This is a genomic window from Mesorhizobium sp. WSM4814 (assembly GCF_055811595.1).
The window spans coordinates 333,100-351,103 of record NZ_JBVVQT010000002.1; the positions used below are offsets into that span (position 1 = coordinate 333,100).

Consider the following 18,004-nt stretch of genomic DNA (forward strand, 5'->3'; position numbering starts at 1 on the left):
GTCAGGACTTTCCGAGATAGCGGTCGAGTACATTCCTGGTGACGCGCTCGACCATCGCGTCCTGCCTTAGCAGGCCGGCGACCCATTCGCAGCTTCCGGCGTGGAACACCTCGCCCTTGCCGCGCCGGAAATTGACGATCATGCCGTTGCCGCGCTTGACCTTGTCGAGATTGGCGTCGCTCGCCTCGCCGAACAGCGTTTCGGCGGTGAAGCGTCCATCCTCGTCGCCGAGAAACTGGTGTTCGAACGGGATGTCGGCGCTCTCCTCGACTTGCGCAGCCATGCCGACCGCAAGGATTTCCAGCCCATCCGGCGCGCCGCTGTCGGGCGTCGGGTAGGGCAGGCCGCCGTGGATCTCGTGGTCGAGCCCGTCGACCTCATAGCCATAGACATGGCTGTCGGCGCCGAGCAGGTCGCCGTAATAGATGCCTGTGCCGGCGAACGCCCAATGCTCAGGCCGGTAGACCGGAAAGCCGCGCACGCCGCGCGGTGCGCAACCGCCCCAGCCGGCGTAGATGCCCCTGGTCGCATTGAGCCCGAAGGTCGTCGCACCCGGCCGGCCGATTTCCGGTGCTTCCCAGGAGTTGGTGGCGCGGGTCACGTCGCCGCCGCGATAGACCGGATCCTCGGCACGGGCGCGGTATTTGTAGCAGACCTGGCGGCGGCCCCCGTCCTCCAGCCTGGTCTGCCACATGAAATTGCCGGCGAAGCGCGCCGCGCGACCGCCGCGCTCGACATAGGCGTCGACAGCGTCCCGCATCTCCCAGGTCCAGTATTCGTCATGGCCGACGAAGATGACGCAGTCATAGCCGTCGAGGATTTCGGGCGAGAAATGCAATTCGTGCTGGCTGGCAAGGTCGACCGCATAGCCGGCGCGTTCGGCAAAACGAAAGAAGTGGCTGTCATAGCTTGCCCAGCCGGACGAGGCGTATTTCTTCGAATGGCCGGTGGCGAAGGCCCATTCCATATGCGGATAGCGCGGCACGGTTTTGGGCGGCACGGCGACCTCGAGCGGCACGCGCGGCGCCTCCTTCGGCAGGACAACAAAGCCGCGGCACCATGGCCGCTGCGTCGACACCATTGGGGCATATTGGTCGCGGTTCGGGCCGGTGATGCCTTCGTAATGATTGGAGCCGCCCCAAGTGTTGTAGGCAAGCCAGGTGCCGGTGGCGGCGACCTGCAGCACACCACCCCGTTTCTTGCCGGGCTGCGGGATAACGATGAAAAGATGATGGCAGCGGACCGGCTTGCCATCGCGGCCATCCGCCGTCAGCGTGACGCGGTAGGCGCCGGACGGCCACTCGTCGCCGACGCGGAATTCAAACGACGCGTCCCAGCCGCAGCCTGCGACCGAACATTGGTCGGGTGTATCCTGCCAGCGTGCCGCGATCCCGGCCTTCTCGAACATTTTCGTCTCGATGCCGCCGTCGCGGACGATCGCCATGCTGAAGCTGGAGGCCGTCGAGCTGACATGCAGCGTCACCGTCTCGCCCCGGCGGTATGAGAAACGGTCGCTGTAGCACCAGATCTCGCCATGTTCGCCGTCCATGCCCGGCCATTCCCAGTAGTGGCCGCGCACCGCTTGCCGGCGCTGGTGGGGCGTCAGTCCGAAATCGGGGAATTCGGTCGGCAAGTCAGTCATGGCTACCGGCATGATCGAAGATCGCCATTTCGGCCATCTGCTCGGCAAGCGTCAATCGGAAACGATCGGGCCAGCGATAGCCGACAGCCGGCCTTGGCCTCGCCTGTCAAACCGACTATCTCTCAAAGGGCGGCCTTTTCCGCCGCGGGAGCCGACATGCTGAGAGTGCAAAAGGTCAGGGTGGACGACATCTACGTGCCGACCGCGCGCAGGAAGACGCTGCATCCTGAGACCGTTCGGCATCTGGCCGAGGACATTCTGGAAAACGGCATGAAGACGCCGATCCAGGTGCGCCACGACGGCAAGCGCCATATCCTGGTTGAAGGCCTGCACCGGCTGGAAGCGGCGAAGTGGCTCGGCGAGACCGATATCGACGCCTATCTGGTGCAAGCCAAGCGCCACTAAGCTCTCATTCGGCGTCCGCCGGAATCGGCCTGGCGAAGTTTTTCGCGAAACCGTGTCGGGCTGCGCGTTGCCCACTCGTCCTTGAGACGGAAACCGGCATTCAAACTCTTTAGCAAGCAAGTGAGGAGACCATCATGACGACCAAGCTCGACATCGCCCCCAGCTCCGACCGTGAACTGGTTCTCGCCCGCATCATCGATGCGCCGCGCGAGAACGTCTATCGCTGCTGGACCGAGCCGAAGCTCGTGACGCAATGGTTCGCGCCAAAGCCGTGGACGACGCCGCGCGCCGAAATGGACGTGCGCACCGGCGGCTCCAGCCTGGTTGTGATGGCCGGTCCCGACGGCAACGAATTCCCGAACCCCGGAGTCTTCCTCGAAGTCGTGCCGGGCAAAAAGATCGTTCTCACCGACGCCTACACAAAGGCCTGGGAGCCGTCCGAAAAGCCGTTCATGACGGTCGTGCTGACCTTTGAGGATGAGGGCGAGGGCAAGACCCGCTACATCGCCCGGGTTGCGCATTGGTCGGTCACTGACCGCGAAGAGCACGAGAAGATGGGCTTTCACGAGGGCTGGGGCCAGTGCGCCGACCAGCTCGAAGAAGTCGCCAGGCGGCTTTGATATCGGCGGGACGCAAGGAGACCGACATGTCCAGATCGATGTTTTTCGCCATTTTCGCCTCGGCCGCGGCGCTCTTCGCCGCGCCGGGCGCCAGCAATGCCGAGGACGTAAAGCCGTCCATGACCAGCGAAACGAAAGCCATGCCCAAGCCGGCGAAATCCGGCCTGCTGCCGATCAACGGCCTGAATTATTATTACGCCGTCTATGGCCGGGGCGAGCCGCTGCTTCTGCTGCATGGTGGTCTCGGCACCACAGACATGTTCGCGCCGATCCTGCCGAAGCTTGCCGAAAGCCGCACCGTCATCGGCGTCGACCTGCATGGTCACGGCCGCACCGCGCTCGGCGATCGGCCGTTGAGCCTTGAGGCGATGGGCGACGACATGGCGGCGATCGTCAAGGCGCTCGGCCACGACAAAGTCGACGTCATGGGTTACTCGCTGGGAGGCGGCGTCGCCTTCCGCATGGCCGTCCAGCATCCCGAGACAGTGCGCCGGCTGGTGCTGGTCTCGACCGGCTATGCCTCGGACGGCTTCTATGCCGACATGCGTACTCAGCAGGCGCAGGTCGGCGCCGCGATGGCCGACATGATGAAGGACACGCCGATGTACAAATCCTACGTGGCGGTCGCGCCGCGCCCGCAGGATTTTCCAAAGCTGCTCGACCAGCTCGGTGCCCATATGCGCAAGGACTACGACTACTCCGCCGACGTGGCGAAGCTGAAGATGCCGGTCATGCTGGTGTTCGGCGACAGCGACATGTACCGGCCCGAGCATGAGATCAAGTTCTATCAGCTGCTCGGCGGCGGGCTGAAGGACGCCGGCTGGATGCGCGAGAACCTGTCGCAAAACCGCTTGGCCATCCTGCCGAACCGCACCCACTACGACGTGTTTTTCGCGCCGGAACTGGTGGCCGCCGCACTGCCCTTCCTCAATGGCGAGACCAAGGTCAAGACCTGGGACGAGATCGTCAGAGAAACGCACTGACCGCCTGACAACTGCCTGCCGGCCGTCCTCCCGCGAGATGGCCGGCGACGCTCGTTGCGCATCGCGCCTGATCGTACATTCGGCCTGCCGCATCACGCCAACAGATGGCGCCATCAAAGCTTTTCAATTGACGCTCCTATCCCGGCAGCTACCTTCCTGCCAATCTTCAGAAAGACGGGCTAAGGCAATGGCGAAATATCAGGGTGGCTGCCTGTGCGGGGCAGTGCGCTACCGCACCGAGGCCGCGCCGATCAACGAGCGCGTCTGCCATTGCCGGCTTTGCCAGAAGGCGCTGGGCGCGGCCTTCAACGCCCGCGTGCTGTTCCGCATCGACGACGTGACCATCGACGGGCCGGTGGCGACGGTGAATTCCTCGCCCGATCTCAAGCGCGGCTTCTGCCCGGGCTGCGGCACGACGATATTTTCCCGGCGCGACTCCGCCGGCATCATCGGCATCACCTCCGGCTCGCTCGACGATCCTTCCATGTTCAAGCCGCAGATGCATATCTGGACCGCCTCGAAGCAGCCCTGGGTACAGCTCGACGACGGACTGCCGCAATATGAAGGCGCCCCACCGCCGAATTGAAGCACAGGCGAATTGAAGTACATGCGAACTGAAGCACAGGCGAACCGAAGCGCAGGCGAAATCAAGCACAAGGCGTGCCCAAATTTTTTCGTCCGGGACACGAGATAGTCGGCAAAGCGTCATTGGCGAGCCATCATTGCCGCCTATCTATTGCCTGCGGGTCGGCAGTCGAAGGAGGCGACGGATGAACGACAGAATTAACACCCTGGATGAGCTTTTGAGCGATCCGATGGTCAAGCTGGTGATGGAGCGTGACCGCGTGCAGCCGGCCGAGCTTCGCTCGCTGCTCGAAGAAAAGGTTCGCCGGGATGATGATGCGCCGGTCAATCCCGTCACCGATCGCCCCAACTCTGATCGCCTTGGCACCGACCGCTCCGTCCCGCCCGCTCATATGGTAGCCGAGAGCTGCCACAATCTATGGTTGTGCGGCTAGGCAGCGACCTGCTGGCGTCGCGATCCTTCGCGCCCTCTCGGTCCTGCAGCGTTCCAGGCTCTCACCGCTACGGTGATAGAGCGAGCGCCTTGCCCAGCCCCTCTGCCCTAACAATTTGATTCAAACTTTGTTGGTAATTTCTTGTTAGTAATCCGGACTGGTTTGTCCGGCGGCGTTGTCTTGCCCTCGGTCTGTTGTGTTCTGCGTACAGGTCCAGATGCGGTTATCAGGCGTCGTCATCTTCTCGATCGCGTCACTTTGCCTTGCCGGCTGCACGTCCACGCCCGGCGTCGACGCGCTGCAAGTGCCGTCCAGCGAGACGACCAGTTCGGTTGTGCGGCCGCCCGCGCCGGTGGCGTCGGTCGGCGCTGCCGATGTCGAACCCGACTTCGCGCCGGAGGAGGCGACGGAGCAGACTGTGGCGATGGCCACTCCGGAGCCTGCCGAAAGCATCGAGCCGCCCGTCGAGCCGATTGCCTTGGTGGCGCCGAAGCGGCTGGCACGGGCAGCACCGATGCTCGCCGAGCCGGTCCAGCGCTATCGGTTCCGTGACGCCAAGCCGATCAATTTCGGCAGGGCATCGCCCAGACACCTCGCCGTTCACGGCGTCGACGTCTCGCGCTGGCAAGGCAATGTGAACTGGGCGAAGCTGCGCGCGCAGGGCGCGAACTTCGCCTACATCAAGGCGACCGACGGCGGCGATCATCTCGACCCGATGTTCAGGAAGAACTGGCGCAATGCCGACGCCGCCGGCCTCAAGCGCGGCGCCTATCATTTCTTCTACTGGTGCCGCACCGCTGGTGAGCAGGCTGACTGGTTCATCCGCAACGTGCCGAGGGTCGAGGGCGCCTTGCCGCCGGTGATCGATGTCGAGTGGAACGGCGAATCCAGCTGCAAGCGGCGGCCGTCGCGGCAAAAGGTGCTGGAGAAGATGCAGGTGTTCATGGACAAGCTCGAGCGCCACTACGGCCAGCGGCCCATCATCTACACCGCGCCTGATTTCTACCGCGACAATCTCAGAGGCGCATTTCTGGACTATCCATTCTGGCTGCGCGCGGTGGCACAGCACCCTTCAAAGGTCTATCCCGGCCGCAAATGGGTGTTCTGGCAGTATTCCGGCTCCGGCCTGTCGCATGGGGTGAGGGGCCGCATCGACCTCAACGTCTTCCACGGCGACGAGAGAACCTGGCGGAACTGGGTTGGCGGGCGGCAAATGGTGGCCGAGGCGGAGTAGGCGGCCGAAGAAAGCGCCCATTTGCAGGCCAGCATGAGGTGAATATCGACGGACCTGACCGCCTGTCATGGATCCGTCATCGCTTTGAAATGTCGTTCCCGCAAATCAGGTGGCTTCCATTCGAACAGGAGACGCCACCCGTGCCCCGCCATTCCGCGCTTTTCGTCCTGACGGCAGCGCTTGCTGCCTCGGTTTCGCTGCCGGCCCATGCCGACATGATGTTCAACCGGGTCGCTAGCTTCGCGGTGGCCGGAAACCTCCCGGCGGATGTCGAGAAGACCACGCCGACTTCGTCCGAGATCATCACGGCGAGCGAAGACGGCATGACGCTGGTTTATTCCGATAGCCCGCTCGGTGCTGTCGGCTTCATCGACATCGCCGATCCCAAGGCGCCCAAGGCCGGCGGCATCGTCAAGATAGCAGGCGAGCCGACCTCGGTTGTGGTCATCGGCGGCAAGGTGCTGGCCGGCGTCAACACGTCGGAAAGCAAAGCCAGGCCTTCGGGCAACCTCAGCGTTATCGACCTTGCCTCCAAGGCGATCGAAAGCACTTGCGACCTCGGCGGCCAACCGGACTCGCTGGCGTTCAGCAAGGACGGCAAGTTTTTGGCCATCGCCATCGAGAACGAGCGCGACGAGGATCTGAACGACGGTGAAATTCCGCAGATGCCGGCCGGCGACCTCAAGATATTCACGCTTGCCGAAGGCCAGCCTGATTGCGCGACGATGAAGACCGTCAACCTGGCGGGCATTGCCGAAGTCGCTGGGGAAGATCCGGAGCCGGAATTCGTCGCCTTCAACGAGGCCGGCGAGATAGCAGTCACGCTGCAGGAAAATAACCACATCGTTATCGTCAACGCCGAAACCGGCGCAATCGTCACGCACTTTTCCGCAGGCTACGCCACGCTGGACAAGATCGATACCAGGAAGAACGGTGCCTTGTCCTTCGATGGCAAGATCGAAAACGTCGCGCGCGAGCCCGACGCCGTGAAATGGCTCGACAATGACCGCCTCGCCGTCGCCAACGAAGGCGACTACAAGGGCGGCTCGCGCGGCTTCACGATCTTCAGCAAGAAGGGCGAGGTCCTCTACGATTCCGGTTCGTCCTTCGAGTACCAGGTCGCCAATGCCGGCCATTATCCCGACGACCGCAACAAGAAGGGCGTCGAGCCGGAAGGTCTCGAGATCGGCACGTTCGGCGAGGACAGGCTGATCTTCGTCGCTTCGGAGCGTGGCTCCGTTGTCGGCGTCTACAAGGACACCGGTGCGGAGCCTCGGTTTGTCCAGATCCTGCCGTCCGGCATCGGTCCGGAAGGCTTGGTCGCGATCCCGTCGCGCAATCTCCTGGTCACCGCCAACGAGGCCGACCTGGTCGAGGACGGGCTCGCCCGCTCGCACGTGATGATCTACGAGCGCTCCGAAGGCCCCGCCACCTACCCGATGATCACGGCAAAGCCCACGGCAGACGGGACGCCGCTCGGCTGGGGCGCGCTTTCGGCGCTCGCCGCCGGCGACACTGTCGGCAAGCTGTTCGCTGCCTCGGACTCGTTCTACGCCAACGCGCCCTCGATCTTCGAGATCGATGCCACCCAGACGCCGGCACTGATCACCGGCAAGACCATCGTCACGCGTGATGGCCACCCTGCACAGAAGATCGACATCGAGGGTCTTGTCGCCGACGGTGAAGGCGGCTTCTGGCTGGCCAATGAAGGGGATCCGGCAAAGCTCGTCCCGCACGCCATCCTGCGCGTCGACGAGAAGGGCGTGATCAAGCAGGAAGTCGGCTTCCCGATGGAACTGCTCGCCCACCAGAGCCGCTTCGGTCTCGAAGGCATTACTGCGGTCGGCGAGGGCGACGACCTGACGCTGGTGATGGCCGTGCAACGCGAATGGGCCGACGATCCCAAGGGCCAGGTCAAGCTTCTGGCCTACAAGCCCAAGGCCAAGGAATGGTCGGCGGTGCGTTACCCGCTCGAAGCGACCGAAGCTGGCTGGATGGGCCTGTCGGAGATCACCGCGCAGGACGGCAAGCTCTACATTCTCGAACGCGACAACCAGATCGGCGACCTGGCCAAGGTTAAGCGCATCTATTCGGTGGCGCTCGACGCCTTCAAACCTGCCAAGCTTGGTCGCGACCTGCCGTTGGTCGAAAAAACGCTGGTGCGCGACATCGTCGGCGACCTGAAATCAGCCAGCAACGGCTATGTCATCGACAAGGTCGAAGGTTTCACCATCGACAAGAACGGCGACATCTTCGTCGCCACCGACAATGACGGCGTCGACGATTCTTCCGGCGAAACCCTGTTTTTACGCCTGGGCAACATCAGCGCCGTGAACTGAGGGTGTTTCCCTCCCCCTTGAGGGGAGGGTCGATCCGCGAAGCGGATCGGGGTGGGGTCGTTTCGGCCGCTCGACTTCTGCCTGACGGACAATCCGACAACAGCCGCAGAATCTTCGCTGCGGCTGTTTTCGTTGGCGACATGCGCGGCGGGTTGACGTCTATGCTGACCGCTTCGTGTCTTATGGCATTCTACGATCCCGGTGCGCCGGATACCTTCAAATGGATGCCGACGTCGTTGAGCGCCCACATGGATGCAATCAAGACAGGACAGGCCATCGCCGGGAACGACGCGTGGGTCGGCATCTGGACGGCCATGCTTGAAGAGGCGAAGGCTGAAATCAATACGAAAGGGCCGTTGCTGGTGTGCATCAAGACGGAGGCTCATTTGAGAAGTCAAGGGCAGCCGACTGGCATCCATGGTCCGAGCTACGCCTGCTCAAAGGCTACCACGCCATCAGAACTGGCAATGTGCGACGACGAAAGCATCTGGGCGAAAGATCGAGCAATGAACTCGATATATTTCTGGATTCGCGACAACGTCGAGCCGGAACTCTGAAAACGCATCCTGGGTGTCCAACAGATCTGGCTTACAGACCGCAACGGCTGCGGAGCCAACAAAGAGTGCCTGAACTCGGTTTACGACCAAAGGCTTCAGGAACTGAAAACAATGGTCATTCAGTGATTTCGATAACGAATAGGGAAACCATCAGACGCAACAAATTCGCCCTGCCGGCGGCAATCGTCTTGGCTCTTGGTTTTCCCTCGTCCGTATCGGCGGGCGACGCGAATCTTGGGTTCACTGTCCGCCCCTCTGTTGGGGAGTGGTCGATTACAATGATGCGCAGCTAGAGAGACGCAAACACGTACCCCGCCGGTGCACTCCACAGAATGTGCTATAGTTATTGTCGTTCCACCGTCGATGAGAGGGCAGATGAGCGGACCAAGCGACCTCAATCTCTGGCATCGCATTGAAGGCTACAATTTCGATCAACCCGACATCAATCTGCCCTTCTCGGCCAGGCTTGCCCGAGAAAATGGCTGGCCGCCGGAGTTTGCGCAGCGTGTCGTCGAAGAATATAAAAAATTCGTCTACCTGATGTGCGTCTCTGACGAGATGCTGACCCCTTCGCAGGAAGTCGATGAAGCCTGGCACCTGCACCTCGTGTACACCCGCAGCTACTGGGACGATTTCTGCCGTGGCGTGCTGGGCAGGGATATCCATCACGAACCGACCGAAGGCGGTGCTGCTGAAAACTCCAAATTCCACGATTGCTACAGGCGAACGAAGGAACGGTATCAGGAAGAATTCGGCACCATGCCGCCGTCCGACATCTGGCCGGGCGAACAGATTCGCTTCGGGGACGCCGAGCGACGCACGGCCGTCGAGACATCGCGGCTGCCATATGTCACGAAGAGCCAACTCGGCACCGCTGCCTTCTATGCCTTCTTCGTTTTGTGGGCAGGATGGAGTCTCGATTGGAATTCGTCCGCGTGGATGTTGATTGTCGGAATGGCGGCATTCGTCGCCCTTACGCGCCTGCTTCCGGTCGGGCGGCCGCGAAGAGACAGACGGAACGCTAATAGCGGAGGCTGCGGCGGCGGGGGAGGCGGTGATGGCTGCGGCGGCGGGTGCGGCGGCGGTGAATGAGCAGTTTCGGGCAGGAATGTCTGCTGCCCCTGCCATTCTTCCGGACTCCTGACGTCTGCTATGGCCGCCCCTATGTGATGCAGCCTTCCCCCCGCTTAGCGGGCTTTGAGGCCGGATCGAGGCCGGAGCCTCGCGTCGGCTCTCTTCAAAATAGAAGCCCTGGGCGCGAGGGAAGCGCCCAGGGGAAGGACTCAGCTTAAGTCGCGGGAGGACTCAAACGGGTGTCTAGGGACATTCCTTAAGGTCCACCTCGCAAGTAGCATTAGTATCACGAGCATCCACTTGTACTTCCACAGGTGTCGCACTTCTCGCACGTGCCGTTCCGCACCATCGTAAAATTGTGGCATTCGGAGCATTCGTTGCCAGTGTAGCCCTGCATAAGGGATTGCTGACGCCTTGTAGCGGCAAGCGCCTTGGCCTCGGCCGCTTCTTTCGCGGCCTCGTCGGTGAACAGCCCAGTCGGGTCGGTTGCCTCCTCGTAGACGATATCCTCGACCAGTTCCTTCGCCCGCTCCTCGTAGTCTCGCTTATAGGCGATCGCTTCGTCGCTGGCCGGCTTCAGCGCCAGCACGTTGGAGCCTGAGAACGCCGTCGGCGCCGAGCGAGTGGGGGCGGGAGAGGGACTTGAACCGCCGAACCCCTTGGGGTCGGCACCCATGCCCGATACCAGCTTGACCGGCGAGACGCCGCGGGTCAGGCCCTTCGAGAACGGTGTCGCCTTGCCTTCGTTGATGCCGCGGCCGAGTGCGGTCTTGTCGAAGTCCGACTGGTCGACATGGGCGAGGTCGTGGCGGGCAAGATAGGACACGGCAAGCTCGCGGAACACGTAGTCGAGGATCGACGTGGCGTTCTTGATCGCGTCGTTGCCCTGCACCATGCCGGCCGGCTCGAATTTGGTGAAGGTGAAGGCTTCGACATATTCCTCGAGCGGCACGCCATATTGCAGGCCGAGCGAGATGGCGATGGCAAAGTTGTTCATCATCGCCCGGAAGGCCGCACCTTCCTTGTGCATGTCGATGAAGATCTCGCCAAGGCGACCGTCGTCGAATTCGCCGGTGCGCAGATAGACCTTGTGGCCGCCGACGACCGCTTTCTGGGTATAGCCCTTGCGACGGTTCGGCAGCTTTTCGCGGTCGCGATAGAGGCGTTCGACGACGCGTTCGACGATCTTTTCGGTCACCTGCACGGCGCGCTGTGAAGCAGGTGCGGCGATCAGCTGCTCGACGGCATCGTCCTCGTCGTCTTCGACGTCGGCAAGCAGCGAGGCATTGAGCGGCTGCGAGAGTTTCGAGCCGTCGCGATAGAGCGCGTTGGCCTTCAGCGCCAGCTTCCACGACAGCATGTAGGCGCCCTTGGCGTCTTCCACCGTCGCGTCGTTCGGCATGTTGATGGTCTTGGAAATGGCGCCGGAGATGAAGGGCTGCGCTGCCGCCATCATCTGGATGTGGCTGTTGATCGACAGTGAACGCTTGCCGATCTTGCCGCACGGGCTGGCGCAGTCGAACACCGGCAGATGCTGGTCTTTCAGAAATGGTGCTCCCTCGAGAGTCATCGCCCCGCAGACATGGATGTTGGCGGCCTCGATGTCCTTCTTCGAGAAGCCGAGCGCCGGCAGCATCTCGAACGAGAAATCGTTGAGCTGCTCGTCGATGAAGCCAAACGTCTCCTTCACCCAGTCGGCACCCAGCGTCCACTGGTTGAAGACGAACTTGATGTCGAAGGCCGACTTCAACGCGGCGTTAAGTGCCGCGATCTTGTCGTCGGTAAAACCCTTTGCCCTAAGCGAGCCGGGGTTGATGGCAGGCGCCTGGTTGAGGTTGCCGTGGCCGACCGCATAGGCCTCGATCTCGGCGATCTGGCTTTCCGAATAGCCGAGCGTGCGCAGCGCTTCAGGGACGGCGCGGTTGATGATCTTGAAATAGCCGCCGCCGGCCAGCTTCTTGAATTTCACCAGTGCGAAATCGGGCTCGATGCCGGTGGTGTCGCAATCCATGACCAGGCCGATCGTGCCGGTCGGCGCGATCACGGTCGCCTGCGCATTGCGGTAGCCATGCTCCTCGCCGAGCTCGATGGCGCGGTCCCAGGCAGCCTTGGCATGGGCGGCAAGCTCCGGCTGCTTCAGGTCGGAGGCGACCAGCGGCACCGGGTTGACGGCGAGTTTCTCGTAGCCGTCCCTGTCGCCATAGGCGGCGCGGCGATGGTTGCGCATGACACGCAGCATGTTCTGGGCATTGCGGTCGTAATCGGGGAAGGCGCCGAGTTCGGCGGCCATTTCGGCCGAGGTGGCATAGGCCGTGCCGGTCATGATGGCGGTGAGCGCTGCGCAGATGGCGCGGCCCTCGTCGGAATCATAGGGAATGCCCGATGTCATCAGCAGGCCGCCAATATTGGCGTAGCCGAGGCCGAGCGTGCGGTATTCGTAGGAGAGCTTGGCGATCTCCTTCGACGGGAACTGCGCCATCATGACGGAAATTTCCAGCACCATGGTCCACAGCCGAACCGTGTGTTCGTAGGCAGCGATGTCGATGGTGCCGTCGGCGTTGCGATAGGGCAGCAGGTTGATCGAGGCCAGGTTGCAGGCGGTGTCGTCGAGGAACATGTATTCCGAGCACGGGTTGGACGCCCGGATCGCACCGGCGGCGGCGCAGGTGTGCCAGTCGTTCATCGTCGTGTTGAAGTGCAGGCCCGGGTCGGCCGACGCCCAGGCGGCATAGCCGATCTTTTCCCACAGATCCCTGGCCTTCAGCGTCTTCAGCACCTTGCCGTCCTTGCGGGCGGTGAGGTGCCAGTCGCCGTCCTGCTCCACGGCGCGCAGGAAATCGTCCTTCAGCGAGACCGAATTGTTGGAGTTCTGGCCCGAAACGGTGAGGTAGGCGTCCGAATCCCAGTCGGTGTCGTAGGTCTTGAACGACATCGAGGTGTAGCCCTGCCTGGCGAACTGGATGACGCGGTAGATGTAATTCTCCGGCACCCCGTCCTTCTTGGCCAGCTTGATTTCACGCTTCAGCGCGGTGTTGATCGCCGGGTCGAAGCAATCGTCGTCCTGGCCTTCGCAGTTGATGCAGGCCTTCATGATCGCTTCGAGGTGCTTCTTGACGATCTTCGAGCCGGTGACCAGCGAGGCGACCTTCTGCTCTTCATTGACCTTCCAGTCGATGAATTCCTCGATATCGGGATGGTCGGCGTCGACGATGACCATCTTTGCAGCGCGGCGCGTCGTGCCGCCCGACTTGATGGCGCCCGCCGCGCGGTCGCCGATCTTGAGGAAGCTCATCAGGCCGGACGAACGGCCGCCGCCGGACAGTTTTTCGCCCTCGCCGCGCAGGAACGAGAAGTTGGAGCCGGTGCCGGAGCCGTATTTGAACAGGCGCGCTTCACGCACCCACAAATCCATGATGCCGCCTTCGTTGACGAGATCGTCCTGCACGCCCTGGATGAAGCAGGCATGCGGCTGCGGATGCTCGTAAGAAGACTTCGACTTGGTCAGCTTGCCGGTGAACGGGTCGACATAGAAGTGGCCCTGGCTCGGGCCGTCGATGCCATAGGCCCAGTGCAGGCCGGTGTTGAACCATTGCGGCGAGTTCGGCGCAACGCGCTGGGTGGCCAGCATGTAGGCGAGCTCGTCGCGGAAGGCGCGCGCGTCTTCCTCCGACTTGAAGTAGCCGCCCTTCCAGCCCCAATAGGTCCAGGTGCCGGCAAGACGGTCGAAGACCTGGCGGGCGTCGGTCTCGGAGCCGTAGCGCTCAGCCTCGGGCAGTTTTGCCAGTTCGGCCTCGTCGGCGACGGAGCGCCACAGGAAGGAGGGGACGTCATTCTCCTCGACCTTCTTCAACCGTGCCGGCACGCCGGCCTTGCGGAAATATTTCTGCGCCAGGATGTCGGCGGCAACCTGGCTGAACTGCGCCGGCACATCGATATTGTCCAAGCGGAACACCACCGAGCCATCCGGATTCTTGATCTCCGAAAGCGCCTTGCGGAATTCGATCTCCGCATAAGCCGCCCGTTCTTGACCTGCTAGCCCTTGCTTGGTGAAACGACGCTCGATGCGCATTGGTCCTATCCCTTTGTGTCTAGATATAGCGCCTTTCCCAGGGGATTTCTGCCCCCATTGCGAAACGCGCATGTCCGCCGTCTGCCGGCGTTCGAAAACGGCCGGCTCCTTTTCACGAGGCTCCGCCCGCCCTGCTGGTCGAACTCCTTGCGAAGTAGCCGTCCAACGCGCCGACGGACCCTGCGGGTCCCTCAAGACTGAAACTTTTTTGCGACTCCCTCAATCGAGGGAACTTCACATTATCTAGCGTCGAACCTACCTGCAAACACTAAATATAGTATTAACAGACAATTTATTCCAGTCCGACATTTTTCCCTTTCGTCCCCAAAAAACCCCAAAATCCCGACGCTTCCGCCGGCCCCGTAGCCAGGGCGGAAATGCGGCCAAACGCACATAATCCGGGAAAAAAGACCGGGCTCAAAACTTTCCGGTCGCGCTCTCAACAGGAGCGCATGGCCTATAAAAGGCGACTCGTTTTGCGCCGTCAAGGATTCGTTTGCGTAGCTTTTGTGACCCCAACATCTTGTGTGTCACATATGTGGATAACGGGGATAGAAGTGGCCGCAGGATTTTCGATTCTTATCACGTGCAGGCCGCCAGCCCGACAGCGCATGCCCAAAGCTGGAGTGGCCAAATCGATTCGCTTTGCCAAGAACATCGCCGGTGATGCGCGGCAGGTGCGCGGCTTTGGCCGCTATGCTTGCTCAGGAGAACTGGTGCGGGTCGGCACAGAAGTAGGCGATGATCTGGCCAAGGTCCGGCTCGTTGACCATGCGCGCGGCCTCGGCTGGGCTGACCCATTTGCGGGTGCGCGAGCGCTTTTCCTTCCACCGGTCGGCGATCTTGTCGACCCGCAGCGGAAACACCAGGACTTCGCAAGGCACTTCCTCGCCGGAAGCCAAAGCCTTGGCATAGAAGTAGCGGCCGGCTTCGTGGTGGGAGACCGTGCCGCGCAGCCCGGCTTCCTCGCCGGCCTCGCGCGCCGCCGCTTCGCAAAGCAGTTCCTTGGCCTCAGGCCAGCCCTTGGGAAGCACCCAGCGGCCGGTATCGCGGCTGGTGATCAGCATGATTTCAACGCCATGCCCGGTATCGCGCCAGGGCAATGCTGCAACCTGCAAACGGCACGGCGCCGTGCCGAAGAGCCGCTGGACCCTTTCGGCCAAATGGTTGTGCGTTACTGGCCTCGTCAACATCGGAGAAGCTTGCCCCAGCCTCCAGAATCACTTGCCGTCTCGTGAATCTTACGGCTAATCATAAGCAATAAAAGTAAAAAACCTCATACGCACGAATTAACCACACACGAGACGTCGATTCAGGAATATCGTGCGCCGCTGCACTCTTTCAAGAAGTGCGCCGGCAAGAAGGCCGCGCCGGTATGTTCCGGGAGGAGAAAAAGCAGCTGCCGCGAATCAGCCGGCGTGGTCGTCGGCGATCGGCTTCTGGTAGGTGAAGCCCATGTCCCACGGAAAATAGATCCAGGTGTCCTGGCTGACCTCGGTGACGAAGGTGTCGACCAGCGGCCTGCCTTTCGGCTTGGCGTAGACGGTGGCGAAATGCGCCTTGGGCATCATGGCGCGGACGATGCCCGCGGTCTTGCCGGTGTCGGTGAGGTCGTCGATGATCAATACGCCGGCCCCGTCATCGGCGAGCAGTGCCGGCGTGACCTCCTTCAGCACCTGCAACTGCCCCTGGCTGGCATAGTCGTGATAGGAGGCGACGCAAACCGTCTCGATGACCCGGATGCCGAGTTCACGCGAGATGATGGCGGCCGGCACCAGGCCGCCGCGGGTGATGCAGACGATCGCCTTCCATTGGCCCTTGTTGGCGCCGGCAAGCCGCCAGGCGAGCGCGCGCGCGTCGCGGTGGAACTGATCCCAGGAGACGGGAAAGGCCTTTTCGGGAAGGGACATTTTTCGCACACTCCGCTGCGCGCGAAAAACGCGCGCAGGCACCTGAAGGAATGCGCGCGGAAATAACTGGAAAGCCTTGGCCTTGGCAAGGGCGGCGGCAAGCGATCCCTGTGGACTTGCCGCCTGTGGACTTGCCGCTGGTCGATTTACCGCGACAGGAAAGCTGCCACCGGCAGGGTGCGCAGCACCGTGCGGGTGACGCCGCCGAACAGCAGCTGGCGCAGCCAGGAATGGCTGTAGGCGCCGAGCACGAGCAGGTCGGCGCCAGTTTCGGCAACCCTGGTCTGGATCACCTCGTCGACCGAGTGGCCGGCCGATTGCAGCACCGAGACGCTGACCGTGGCGCCATGCCTGGACAGGGCGGCGGCGATTTCGGCGCCGGCCGCCTCCGGGGCCTCGTCGAGCGTATCCGGCGGGTCGATGACGACAATATCGGTTCTTTCGGCCTCGATGATGAAGGGCAGGGCGTCGAAGGCGGCGCGCGCCGCCTCCTTGCTGCCGTTCCAGGCGAGCAGCACATGCTTGAAGCTGGTGATGAGCGGGCCTGAGTGCGGCACGACCAGTACCGGCCGGCCGGCGTCATAGACCAGCGTGTCGACGTCGGCGCTCGGATCGCCGCCCGTCTCGCGCTGCGCGGCGATGATCAGGTCCGCGGTGCGCACGGTTGGGATGCCGGTCAGCGCGCTGTCTCCTGAAAAGCTCTCGAGGCTGCGCCACTCGAAGGAAAGGCCGGACTCTTCGACATGCCTGAGGAAAACCGCCCGCAATTTTTCAGCACGCTCCTTGTTCATGTCGGCGGAGACCTGCAGGAACTCGGTGTCGGGAAAGCCGGTGGCCGAGGTGTAGGGGACGGGAAGCGCTTCGGCATGGATGCCGATGAGATGGCTCTCGAACTTGTCGGCAAGCGGAATGGCGCATTCGAGCACGCGCTCCGCATCCTGTTCGTTCTGCAGTATGGCGACGATGGTCTTGAATCGCATGGTAACCCCTCAATTCACGGGCGATCGAAACGCGCCCGCATGAAACGTCACTGCACCATGCTTGGTTCCGGCTAACCCGGATACGGGCTAATGCATGTCGCCCAAAAGCATACTTTGGGCACGAGGGTGCGCAGCGGATTTGGGATCGCGCCGTGCATACAGACAAGAAAGTTAAAGCGCGTCGCATGGATCGTCTCTGACGCGACGCGCTTTAGATCAACTGGCCGCGCTGGTGAGGCCTGCGACCATCGCTTCGACCTCGGCGCGGGCGGCGTCCAGCGCTTGCTGGCTGCGGGCACGGACGACCAGCTCGGTCCAGAACTTGCCGTCGCCATATTTCGGGTAGGAGCCGATGATCGTGTCCGGGTGTGCCTTCTGGATGTCGCCCAGCGGTCCGCCGACCAGGCCTTCGCCGAACGGACAGTGCACAGTGGCCGACAGCATTTTGGTGCCGGCCTTCAGCGTCGGCACCACATTGTCGAGCATCGCCTGGAAAATCGCCGGCACGCCGGCCATGACATGGACGTTGCCGATGCGAAAGCCCGGCGCGATCGACACCGGATTGTCGATATGGTCGGCACCGCGCGGCATCCGCGCCATGCGCTTGCGCGCCTCGGTGTATTCGATGCCGCGCGCCGCGTAGCTCGCTTCCAGCATGGCATAGGCTTTGGCGTCGTAGTCGCAGGGCACGCCGAACGCCTTGGCAATGGCATCCGCGGTGATGTCGTCATGCGTCGGGCCGATGCCGCCGGTGGTGAAGACATAGGTGTAGCGGGCACGCAGGGCGTTCACTGCGGCGACGATCTCGTCTTCCTCGTCGGCAACGATGCGCACCTCCTTAAGGTCGATGCCGATCGCCGTCATGATGTCGGCGAGGTGGCCGATATTCTTGTCCTTGGTGCGGCCGGACAGAATCTCGTCGCCGATGACGAGCATGGCGGCGGTGACGATTTCGGGCATTGGCAGGCTCCGGCAGAAGGTCGCGTTAGGCAGGCAGGTCGCCTGAGGCAGACAGGGTCGCCTGGGCAGACAGGGTCGCCTGGGCAGACAGGGTCGCCTGAGATAACGCGGCGGATGGTTGGCGGCAATGCGCCTCTTCTTCCTTCTCCCCTTCTTGTGGGAGAAGGTGGATTGGCGCGCAGCGCCAAGACGGTTGAGGGGTGTTGGACGGA

The 18,004-nt window shown here is 62.4% G+C and carries 15 protein-coding genes; 9 read left to right on the forward strand and 6 right to left on the reverse strand.

The window, feature by feature from the left end:
- Position 1: 1 nt before the first annotated feature.
- Positions 2–1,642 (reverse strand): N,N-dimethylformamidase beta subunit family domain-containing protein, encoded by a 1,641-nt coding sequence (locus tag AC0L2V_RS04895; RefSeq protein ID WP_473519588.1) that lies wholly within the window; start codon positions 1,640–1,642, stop codon positions 2–4.
- Positions 1,643–1,798: 156 nt separating this feature from the next.
- Between AC0L2V_RS04895 and AC0L2V_RS04900 the strand changes: the two genes are divergently transcribed.
- From AC0L2V_RS04900 to AC0L2V_RS04940, 9 genes are all read left to right on the forward strand, one after another.
- A complete protein-coding gene (locus AC0L2V_RS04900) occupies positions 1,799–2,047 on the forward strand; it encodes a ParB N-terminal domain-containing protein (RefSeq protein WP_027154214.1) in 249 nt (82 codons plus the stop codon).
- A 134-nt stretch (positions 2,048–2,181) separates the two neighbouring features.
- A complete protein-coding gene (locus tag AC0L2V_RS04905; protein ID WP_128168485.1) occupies positions 2,182–2,667 on the forward strand; it encodes an SRPBCC family protein in 486 nt (161 codons plus the stop codon).
- A gap of 26 nt (positions 2,668–2,693) precedes the next feature.
- A complete protein-coding gene (locus tag AC0L2V_RS04910; RefSeq protein ID WP_473519589.1) occupies positions 2,694–3,650 on the forward strand; it encodes an alpha/beta fold hydrolase in 957 nt (318 codons plus the stop codon).
- 187 nt (positions 3,651–3,837) lie between these two features.
- Complete coding sequence (locus AC0L2V_RS04915; RefSeq protein WP_077371459.1) at positions 3,838–4,236, forward strand: GFA family protein; 399 nt, start codon at positions 3,838–3,840, stop codon at positions 4,234–4,236.
- A gap of 184 nt (positions 4,237–4,420) precedes the next feature.
- Positions 4,421–4,669 carry a hypothetical protein gene (locus tag AC0L2V_RS04920; RefSeq protein ID WP_091591341.1) on the forward strand — a complete coding sequence of 83 codons (249 nt, stop codon included), beginning with the start codon at positions 4,421–4,423 and terminating at the stop codon, positions 4,667–4,669.
- A gap of 217 nt (positions 4,670–4,886) precedes the next feature.
- Positions 4,887–5,903, forward strand: a complete 1,017-nt coding sequence (locus tag AC0L2V_RS04925) for a glycoside hydrolase family 25 protein (RefSeq protein ID WP_473519590.1) — start codon at positions 4,887–4,889, stop codon at positions 5,901–5,903.
- A gap of 140 nt (positions 5,904–6,043) precedes the next feature.
- Positions 6,044–8,242 carry an esterase-like activity of phytase family protein gene (locus tag AC0L2V_RS04930; RefSeq protein WP_473519591.1) on the forward strand — a complete coding sequence of 733 codons (2,199 nt, stop codon included), beginning with the start codon at positions 6,044–6,046 and terminating at the stop codon, positions 8,240–8,242.
- A gap of 161 nt (positions 8,243–8,403) precedes the next feature.
- Entirely contained in the window at positions 8,404–8,799 is a 396-nt protein-coding gene (locus tag AC0L2V_RS04935) for a lysozyme inhibitor LprI family protein (protein ID WP_473519592.1), read from the forward strand.
- A 375-nt stretch (positions 8,800–9,174) separates the two neighbouring features.
- The gene (locus tag AC0L2V_RS04940; RefSeq protein ID WP_473519593.1) at positions 9,175–9,891 is read left to right on the forward strand and encodes a glycine-rich domain-containing protein; all 717 of its coding nucleotides are present in this window, start codon (positions 9,175–9,177) and stop codon (positions 9,889–9,891) included.
- A gap of 268 nt (positions 9,892–10,159) precedes the next feature.
- On the opposite strand, the gene AC0L2V_RS04945 is transcribed toward AC0L2V_RS04940, so the two are convergent.
- From AC0L2V_RS04945 to AC0L2V_RS04965, 5 genes are all read right to left on the reverse strand, one after another.
- Entirely contained in the window at positions 10,160–13,942 is a 3,783-nt protein-coding gene (locus AC0L2V_RS04945) for a vitamin B12-dependent ribonucleotide reductase (protein WP_473519594.1), read from the reverse strand.
- Positions 13,943–14,646: 704 nt separating this feature from the next.
- Positions 14,647–15,135: an NUDIX hydrolase gene (locus AC0L2V_RS04950; RefSeq protein WP_236378210.1), complete on the reverse strand. Its 489-nt coding sequence runs from the start codon at positions 15,133–15,135 to the stop codon at positions 14,647–14,649.
- Between the two features lie 216 nt (positions 15,136–15,351).
- On the reverse strand, positions 15,352–15,852 hold the full coding sequence (gpt, locus tag AC0L2V_RS04955) for a xanthine phosphoribosyltransferase (RefSeq protein WP_023798205.1): 501 nt from the start codon (positions 15,850–15,852) through the stop codon (positions 15,352–15,354).
- A gap of 146 nt (positions 15,853–15,998) precedes the next feature.
- Complete coding sequence (locus AC0L2V_RS04960; RefSeq protein WP_287248160.1) at positions 15,999–16,832, reverse strand: universal stress protein; 834 nt, start codon at positions 16,830–16,832, stop codon at positions 15,999–16,001.
- Between the two features lie 216 nt (positions 16,833–17,048).
- On the reverse strand, positions 17,049–17,792 hold the full coding sequence (locus tag AC0L2V_RS04965) for a competence/damage-inducible protein A (protein ID WP_473519595.1): 744 nt from the start codon (positions 17,790–17,792) through the stop codon (positions 17,049–17,051).
- Positions 17,793–18,004: the final 212 nt, after the last annotated feature.